Genomic DNA, 8,878 nt, shown 5'->3' with positions numbered 1-8,878 from the left:
TATATAGGCAGTTCTATATAAAATCGAGACGTTGGTAACCACGTACTACGGTTATCAATTTTTCTTGCTTGCTGTTCGTAAACGTGACAGGGGCTACGAAAATTTTAATCCAGTAGCACTCGTATCGGTTTTAAGGTGAATCAGCTATATAATAAAGGTTTGTTAAACCTGAAGGTGAATGACCTTACAATAGAGCTGTAAATATTTTGTTAAGTAAAGAAATTATTGTAAATTTATTATTGATAATAATTATCGTTTGCATTATCATCTACGCTATTCTACTCCGGTTAAAATAAAAGTTAGGCTGTTATGAGTTCAACGGATTTAGACGCGCCACCACTTAGGTCAATACTCATTGCTATTATCATAGTGGTGACGCTACACGTGCTCACGGCAGTAGCATTGGTGGCGATAAAACCGGCTGAGATAAAAGTCGAGCCAGAAAAAGACACGCCACCTATCGAGATAGAGATGGTGACGTTACCTACTGAACCTGCCGAGAGTGTGGATGCTGAGGTAGAAGTAGTGCCAAAAAGTAAACCACAGCCAAAATCAGAGCCTAAGCCAAAACCAAAACCTGTAGTTGTTAAGCAAGAGAAGCCAGTGGTAAAAGAGAAGAAACCAACGGTTCAGAACGAGAAACCACCGCAGAAAAAACCTACAGAAAAGAAAGTAGAAAACGAGCCACCAGAGAAAAAACAGCCTAATCTTGATAAGGAAACTGCTGATGAACGCCGCCGTATCATAGCCGCGCAGGCAGAAAAAGCAGCGCAAGCTGAAAAGGCGGCGCAAGCAGAACGAGAAGCGCAAGCAGCTGCTGATGCTAAAGCAGCTAGAGAGGCGCAAGCATTAGTTGACGCCAATGCTAAAGCTGCGAAAGAGGCTGCTAAAAAAGCCGCTGCGGCAAAACAAGCCGAAGAAGTCGCTGCTCAAGCAAAAGCTGATGCGGAGGCTAAAGCTGCCGCTGCCGTGAGTAATCAGCCTGTTAACTTTACGGCCAGCGCTGCTAACTGGGCTTCTGCCCCCAACTTTAGCTTTCCTAGTCGTGCGGCTCGTAGAGCACGTTCAGGTGATATGCTCAAAGTTGTGCTGATATTGAGAGTGAATAAACAAGGCGGTATCGATAGTGTACGTGTTGCTCAATCGTCTGGAAACACGGGCTTGGATACAGAAGCAAAACGTCAAGTACGCTCTGGTAAATTTAAACCCTTTACAGAAAATGGTGTGCCAGTTGTCGGTAATGTCACACTGCCAATCGATTATCCCGTTCCATAAAGATATGACAATAAATAACTGAATTGCGCTACTGTTGCAAACCATAAATGACAAGTCATAAAACATCACATTAAGGAGTCTGATATGGACTTTACAACCTACTGGCAATATAGCGATATGGTGACCAGAACCCTGTTCTTTTTGCTACTCGCCTTATCTATTTTCTCTTGGGTAACCGGTATCATACGGATACTACAAAGCCGTAAATTGGCTGCCAATGTCGCCGATGACTTGAGCCAGAAAATTCAGGCTAAACAAGCAGAGTTAATAGAGTCGGATACAGCGACACGTCGTTTGGTGATAGAGCAGACTTTACTCAAACATATCGGTCGCTATCGCTTTGCCAGTGAGCGCGGACTACCAATTCTCGGCACGACCGCGGCGATTGCGCCATTTATTGGTCTATTTGGGACGGTGTGGGGTATCTTTCATGCGCTGCATAATATTGGCACGACGGGACAAGCAGGCTTGGGACAAGTGGCAGGGCCGGTTGGTGAGGCGCTGATTATGACAGGTCTTGGTATTGCAGTGGCGATTCCAGCGGTGGTGTTTTATAACCTTGCCGTACGTATCAATCGCCGTGTGATGTACCACGCCAATGACAGAGCGCATGATTTATTGGCGCAATCAACCGAGCTTGCCGCCGCACAGCAACTATCAATGCAGCACGGTACTACGGCTACCCAAGCTCAATCAGCGACAACGATAAACTCAGATAGACAAACTGCTCAAGCGTCAGAACATTATAATAAATCAGCAACATCGCAGCTATAAGCGCTGTTTATTGAGAATGTTATTTATTAATAATGTTTTGAAATCCAAAAAGGCGCCTCTGAGGCCGGTTAAAACGCACTAACGGCAATGATTATAACGAAACGTATTGAGAGTAATTATGGCATTTCAATTGGGTGATGATGACAGTCAAAGCATGAGTGAGATGAACCTCATTCCGCTTATCGATATCATGCTGGTATTGATGATTATATTTTTATTGACGGCGACTGTGTTGAATCCAACGGTACCATTAAACCTGCCAAAGACCAGTGCCGAGGTAAATGAGCCGCCACCAGAAGCCATTCAAATTAGCATTGATAAAGACGCAGGAATATTTTGGGACAGTGATCCGATTAGTATGGAGGAGTTAGAGCAGCGTCTACAACAGCAAAGCGCTGAAAACAAAGACCCTTCAGTACAATTGAGTGCGGATAAAGAAGGCAAGTACGATACGGTCGCGCAAGTATTGGCAGCAGCCAGTCACGCCGGATTGACCAAAATATCCTTTGTTAATGAATAGCTTTGTTAATAAAGCATTTTTGTGATACCTATTTGTGATACATAAGATACATAAAAGGTATCGGCTAACTCGTGGCATTTATATGTTGATATTTATACCTTTTATAACTGCTTTATATGATTAAACTTACCGCTAAAACCAGCAAGCCTATTAATAGAAAAATAGCCAACACAATAAGAAGAATCATTAAAATAATAAACTTTCTCCAGCCTCACATGGGCAACCTTGTGAGGTTTCCTTTATTTTAATGTAGTCTTAACCTTTAAAGACATCGAGCCGTAATACGGCTTGTATATGTTGGAGCTATTTTAATAACACGTTAATTGAACCGTACTACTTCTGTTTTGAGCTGATTATAGGTAACCATTACCAACCATAGCCAAGTGGGCGATGGCCGTAACCGAAACGTCCAGGGCCATAACCAAATGGATAAGGCGAGCGTAGATAGTCAAGGTCGCGCTGACGAATATAATAGTAGCGTCCTTGCGAATAAGCTTCTTCTAGCTTCTCAATACCTTCGAGAGGACAAACAGGCTGCCAATCATAACCTTCACGGCCGAGCTTATAAGCATTGAGCTCGGTACAATAGTTTTTTAGCCCTTGCTGTCGGCCTTGCTCCCATTGAATACGGTTTGGCGTAGCGCCGACTACGCTGGCACATTGATTAGCATACTGACCGAAATACGCGCCTGAGCGACCACGGATACCGTCGGCATAGCCCACTTCTTGCCAGTTACTGCTTTGACATTGCTGCGGCGTTAGGCTTTGGGTGGTTGCACAGCCTGATAAGGTAAATAAAGCCGCACCCATTAGTGATAGAGCAATGCTGGATTTACTCGTGGCTTTATTGGCCAGTTTATTAGCAAAATTAGCGGCCGATGAGTTTCGCTTAATAATATTATTCATAATAAACCTGCGCGCGTCTAAAGTTATGGTTTATCATAGCACCTTTTTAGGCGCACGACTTTTTGTATCTTGTTATTGTGACTATGTCTAATTGAGCTAAGTGTTTGATCTGCCACTATAAATAGGCATGTCGTTATGAGCCGTTCAACTGGCTATCCAGTGGTTGTGAGATTTTGCTGCTTGATTTTTAATGGTTCGTGCTCATTATAAGTAACGGTATACTCGTCGTCTATTCGCCACCCCTTCATTTAGTTAAAAGGCCAGACCATCATGGGAACATTGATTGGCGTTATCATTGTACTATTCGTATTAGGGAGTATGATGGCGCTCAAACCTAGCGGTATTGATCAGCGTTTGGATAAGCTGCGCATGACCGCGCGTCGGTTGCAGTTGAACCCAAAACTCGTCACCTGTCCTGATTGGGTTAAGGGGAAGGACAATGAATATGGTCGCGGGATGATGGGCCAGTACTGCTTGGTGCTAGAAGATACGAAGTTGCCGCATACGCGCTATCAAGTGATCGATGGGCAGTGGCGACCAGACAGAAGTTTTATCGATACCAAGAGAGACGACGTCAAACTCACTATCCCAAGTATCACTCGGCCTAGTCAAAACAATAGCAATACGGCTGTAAAAAAGATTGATTTTAGTTTGGATAAAATGCCATTGGATTTGCCAGTTAGTATCGAGCCGTTTGTCAAAGGCCTATGGACCAAGGCAAATAGCATCGTCATTTATTGGGAAGATATCGCTTATGTACGTCCGTCAACCAATCCTACTTATCAGAAGAAACTGATTGAAGAAGATTTATTGGCGTTAAAAGAAAAGCTTGAGCAATGGGCTATAGAGGTGCATAAAAAGCCCAAGAGCTAGTAAATTGTTTTTTAATCTCCATTAATGTGTAATATGCAAGTACTTTTGGCATACTCTCAGTCATTTGCAGTTGACAGTTTAACGCTTAGCAGTGTAACGTCTTTATAACTGATTTTTTGTCTTATAGTTATTGCTTGTTTTATAACCGCTTTTTATCGGCAGCTACCACTACAATAATTCGCTGAGCAATTATAGCTAATTACTATAAATTGCCGTGCTGCCGAATGTATCCTTACTTTAATTTACTTATTATGGTGTCGTCACACATGGCAAAAACTACAACCAAAAAAAAACCAGCATCCGCTGCTGGCAATCCAAAAGGCAAGTCTTTAGTGATTGTAGAATCACCCGCCAAGGCAAAAACGATTAATAAATACCTTGGTGATGATTTCGTTGTCCGTTCAAGTATCGGTCATGTTCGAGATTTACCCGTTGGTGCGAGCAAGAGCGCCAAAAAACCAGCAGCAACCAAAAAAGATGAGAGTCTGACCAAAGAAGAAAAAACCCAGCAAGCATTGGTACGGCGTATGGGCGTCGACCCTGAACATAATTGGGCGGCAGTCTATGAAGTATTGCCAAATAAAACCAAGGTCATCAAAGAGCTCAAAGCCTTAGCCAAAGACGCTGACAAAATCTATCTCGCAACGGATATGGATAGAGAAGGGGAAGCTATTGCTTGGCATCTCAAAGAAGTGATTGGCGGCGCGGACAGTAAATATGAGCGCGTGGTCTTTAACGAGATTACCAAATCTGCCATTCAAAACGCCTTTAAGCAGCCCTCCAAACTCGATATTGATCGCGTCAATGCCCAGCAGGCAAGGCGCTTTTTAGACCGTGTGGTTGGTTTTATGGTATCGCCGCTGCTATGGCAAAAAGTCGCTCGTGGTCTATCTGCGGGGCGTGTGCAATCGGTTGCCATGCGCTTGGTCGTAGAAAGAGAACATGAGATTCGTGCCTTTATCCCCGAAGAATACTGGCAGATTCATGCGGATACTCACGTTGCCAGTAGCAAAAAGGACGCTGAGCAAATCGCGATTCGTTTAGAAGCCACTAAACAAGGCGGCAAAACGCTTAAGCTGGTCAATAAAGAACAGACCGATAAAGTCCTAGAAGTTCTTAACACAAATGACTTTATCGTTAAAGAGCGTGAAGAGAAACCAACGCAATCTCGTCCAAGTGCGCCTTTTATTACCTCGACTCTGCAACAAGCCGCCAGCACACGGTTGGGATTTTCTGTTAAAAAGACCATGATTTTAGCCCAGCGATTGTACGAAGCGGGTCATATTACTTATATGCGTACCGACTCTACCTTTTTGTCCGGTGATGCGTTAGCTGCGGTACGTGGTTATATCGAAGACAGCTACGGCGAAAAATATGTGCCAGAAAAACCAAACTTCTACGGCAACAAGCAAGGCGCACAAGAGGCGCATGAGGCGGTTCGTCCTTCTAACGTCAATATGAAGTCAACCCAGTTGAAAGGGGTTGAGCGTGACGCGATACGTTTGTATGAGCTGATTTGGCGTCAGTTTGTTGCTTGTCAGATGCTGCCAGCTAAATACCTGTCAGTGAATCTATTCGTCAGTGCCAATGACGTTGAGCTAAAAGCCCGCGGTCGTACCCTGGTGTTTGATGGCTTTACTAAGGTTATGCCACCCGCTAAGACCGACGATACTTTATTACCTGACGTCAAAAAAGGCGATAAGTTAACGCTTGATAAGCTAGATCCGAGCCAACACTTTACCAAGCCGCCACCGCGCTATACCGAGGCAAGCTTGGTCAAAGAGCTTGAGAAAAAAGGTATCGGTCGTCCATCGACCTATGCATCTATTATCTCGACTATTCAAGACCGTGGTTATGTGAAGCTTGAAAACAAGCGCTTATTTGCTGAAAAAATGGGCGATATCGTCACCGATAGACTGACGGCAAGCTTTCCAGACTTGATGGATTATACCTTTACCGCCGCGCTTGAGGATAAGCTTGACCATGTCGCTGAAGGCGATACGGACTGGAAAGATGTCCTCGATAACTTCTACGGTGATTTTAAAACTACCCTCGATCGCGCTAAAGAAAAAGACGGCATGCGCCCCAATGACCCAACCGATGTCCCAGACGTACATTGCGATCTTTGTGATCGTCCGATGCAGCTGCGTACTGGTTCAACGGGTGTATTCTTGGGCTGTACCGGTTATAACTTACCACCGAAGGAGCGCTGTAAAGGTACCAAAAACTTAATGCCAGTCGAAGCGTTTGCCAATCTTGACGACGCCGAAGGCGATGATGATGCGGCCGAAGTCAGAGACTTGATGGAGAAAAAACGCTGCCCGAAATGTGGTACGGCAATGAATGGTTATATCGTCGATGGCGGCCTCAAGCTACATGTTTGTGGTAATAATCCTGATTGCGATGGCTACATTTTAGAAGAAGGTAAGTTTGAAGTCCCAGGCTCAGATGCCCCAACCATCGATTGTAATAAGTGTGATGGGCAGATGGAGCTAAAGACTGGACGTTTTGGACCGTACTTCGCTTGTCAGAAATGTGACAACACACGTAAAGTGCTCAAAACGGGTGAAGCAGCGCCGCCGCGTATGGATCCAATCCATATGCCAGAGCTAAAATCGACCAAGCACGATGATTACTTTATCTTGCGTGAAGGGGCCGCAGGCATGTTCTTAGCGGCGTCTAAGTTTCCAAAAGTACGCGAAACACGGGCACCAAAGTTGGCTGAGCTGAGACAGATTAAAGATAAAATGGAAGATAAATTCCAGTATTTGTTTGAAGGCCCAGATGAAGACCCTGATGGTAATCCAACAATACTGCGTTGGTCACGGAAGAAAAAAGAGCAATATATCGGCTCTGAAAAGAACGGTAAAGCATCGCGTTGGGGAGTGTATTGGCGTAAAGGCGAGTGGGTAGAAGAGTCGTAAACTCCTTTACCTTTAGACTTTCTATTAAAGGTTTGTTGTTTATACGATAAACATTGCTTTAAGCCACAAAAAAACCTCTTAGACTCTAAGAGGTTTTTTTGTGTGGCTAGCTACTTGTGTAACTAATTAATAGTATTAAACTTAAACGTTATTAGCTTTTTTTAATGATACCACAAGCGACGCGATCGCCTGAATCACCTGCTGGCTGGCTGGTATAGTCATCAACGCCGCCATGAACGATAAAGGCTAGGCGGTTGACACTATATTTACCACCTTCAGCGGCAGAGATTTTTTTATTCACATAGTTGATCGTAGCCACGCCATCGTCGTTGGCGGTTAGGTTAGGCAGATCACCAGCATGGCCATCCATGTCATCTGGGTTAGAATGAGGATTGTTGTCTGGGTTGAAATGACCACCTGCCGCTTTACCCATAGCATCGCAGCTGCCCGTTTCATGGATATGTAGTGATACAGTCTTACCCGGCTGCAAATTCATGAGCTTACCGTAAACTTGTACACCGCCATCAACTGGACGTAGAAAAACTTGACCCACTTCACTTTTTTTGCCATCGACCGCATTAATGGTTGATTTTAATGTGGGTTGGTTAAGTGGATTGCCCGTTTGCATTTGGCCCTCTACTGTCTGACAGCCAGTCATTGCTAACGCTGAACCACATAATAAAGCACTTGCAAGCATTGTCTTATTCATTATTATCTCCATTTGTATTTAGAATTTAACGAGTTTTCTTAATCTCGCCACTAGTATAGCTAAGCTGTATCGCTAGATATTCATTAAAAGCGCAACAAAGCGTTAATATATGTAAGTCCTATATAAAACATATAATTAGATGAGCTTAACATTTGCTTAAGTTAACATAACGCGATGATAAGATAAGATGACGAAATAAAACGATGAATCGGTGAGCGGTAATGCAAAATAGCAGTGGTAAGAGATATCAGTTTCTATAATTAGAATTTTAATAATAATTTATGTGAGGTTTTATATGAGTACATTGACTAAATTAGCAGGAAGCACAGTATTAGTTTTAGGTATGATGAGCGCGGGTACCATGACGGCGCAAGCCGCATCACAAACAGGCGATTTGCACTATAATGCCGATTGCGGTGTCAAAGAGCTGCGCATGGCAAAGGGCAGCTATGATGTCAATCGTGCCGGTGCTATTAAAGGCGATAAATTCTGTGAATATCAGTTTTATGCCAAAAAAGGTCAAAAAGTAAGCGCGACAATCGTCGGTAGCAACGACTTATATCCTGTACTTTATGGCACCAATTCGCCAGATATTAGTACTGAGACGGTGGCATTGGATAAGACAGGCGAGCATACCATTCGTGTGTTACAACCACGCAATCAAGCCCGCGAAGGTAATACGCCAAAGCCATATTATATGACGGTGACGATTAAGTAAGCACTATAGTCAGTTCGAAATAACATTGAGACTTTAAAACTATCGTGCTACTGGTATAAATTTCACTAGCGTGCTGTGTCTACGCTGACATAGGCTGCGCAAAATACATCCCAGCGGTACTGTATCGGTTTTAAAGTAAATAGACTATATCTATCATCAGAAATATTCAAAATAAAAAA

8 protein-coding genes are annotated in these 8,878 nt (G+C 43.7%); 6 read left to right on the top strand and 2 right to left on the bottom strand.

The window, feature by feature from the left end; all coding sequences use genetic code 11:
- Positions 1-309 precede the first annotated feature (309 nt).
- The 3 genes from ACT3TU_RS12930 to ACT3TU_RS12920 all read left to right on the top strand — a co-directional run bounded on the left by ACT3TU_RS12930 (position 310) and on the right by ACT3TU_RS12920 (position 2,569).
- Positions 310-1,275, top strand: a complete 966-nt coding sequence (locus tag ACT3TU_RS12930; RefSeq protein ID WP_192528739.1) for an energy transducer TonB — start codon at positions 310-312, stop codon at positions 1,273-1,275.
- Between the two features lie 84 nt (positions 1,276-1,359).
- The gene (locus ACT3TU_RS12925; RefSeq protein ID WP_192528738.1) at positions 1,360-2,049 is read left to right on the top strand and encodes a MotA/TolQ/ExbB proton channel family protein; all 690 of its coding nucleotides are present in this window, start codon (positions 1,360-1,362) and stop codon (positions 2,047-2,049) included.
- 118 nt (positions 2,050-2,167) lie between these two features.
- The gene (locus ACT3TU_RS12920; protein ID WP_192524498.1) at positions 2,168-2,569 is read left to right on the top strand and encodes an ExbD/TolR family protein; all 402 of its coding nucleotides are present in this window, start codon (positions 2,168-2,170) and stop codon (positions 2,567-2,569) included.
- Between the two features lie 366 nt (positions 2,570-2,935).
- On the opposite strand, the gene ACT3TU_RS12915 is transcribed toward ACT3TU_RS12920, so the two are convergent.
- Positions 2,936-3,475 carry a DUF2799 domain-containing protein gene (locus ACT3TU_RS12915; protein WP_192524497.1) on the bottom strand — a complete coding sequence of 180 codons (540 nt, stop codon included), beginning with the start codon at positions 3,473-3,475 and terminating at the stop codon, positions 2,936-2,938.
- Positions 3,476-3,745: 270 nt separating this feature from the next.
- Between ACT3TU_RS12915 and ACT3TU_RS12910 the strand changes: the two genes are divergently transcribed.
- Positions 3,746-4,348: a hypothetical protein gene (locus ACT3TU_RS12910; protein ID WP_192524496.1), complete on the top strand. Its 603-nt coding sequence runs from the start codon at positions 3,746-3,748 to the stop codon at positions 4,346-4,348.
- 266 nt (positions 4,349-4,614) lie between these two features.
- Complete coding sequence (gene topA / locus ACT3TU_RS12905; RefSeq protein ID WP_192528737.1) at positions 4,615-7,272, top strand: type I DNA topoisomerase; 2,658 nt, start codon at positions 4,615-4,617, stop codon at positions 7,270-7,272.
- A 151-nt stretch (positions 7,273-7,423) separates the two neighbouring features.
- Here the strand turns inward: topA and ACT3TU_RS12900 are convergent, their stop codons facing one another.
- Positions 7,424-7,981, bottom strand: coding sequence for a superoxide dismutase family protein (locus tag ACT3TU_RS12900; protein ID WP_192524377.1), 558 nt, complete (start codon positions 7,979-7,981; stop codon positions 7,424-7,426).
- 295 nt (positions 7,982-8,276) lie between these two features.
- On the opposite strand from ACT3TU_RS12900, the gene ACT3TU_RS12895 reads away from it, so the two are divergent.
- Positions 8,277-8,699, top strand: a complete 423-nt coding sequence (locus ACT3TU_RS12895; RefSeq protein ID WP_192528736.1) for a hypothetical protein — start codon at positions 8,277-8,279, stop codon at positions 8,697-8,699.
- Positions 8,700-8,878: the final 179 nt, after the last annotated feature.

This window comes from Psychrobacter sp. AOP3-A1-26, from assembly GCF_052378235.1.
GTDB lineage: Bacteria > Pseudomonadota > Gammaproteobacteria > Pseudomonadales > Moraxellaceae > Psychrobacter.
Note: the sequence above shows the minus strand (reverse complement) of the source record. Positions and strands in the feature narration are given on the sequence as shown.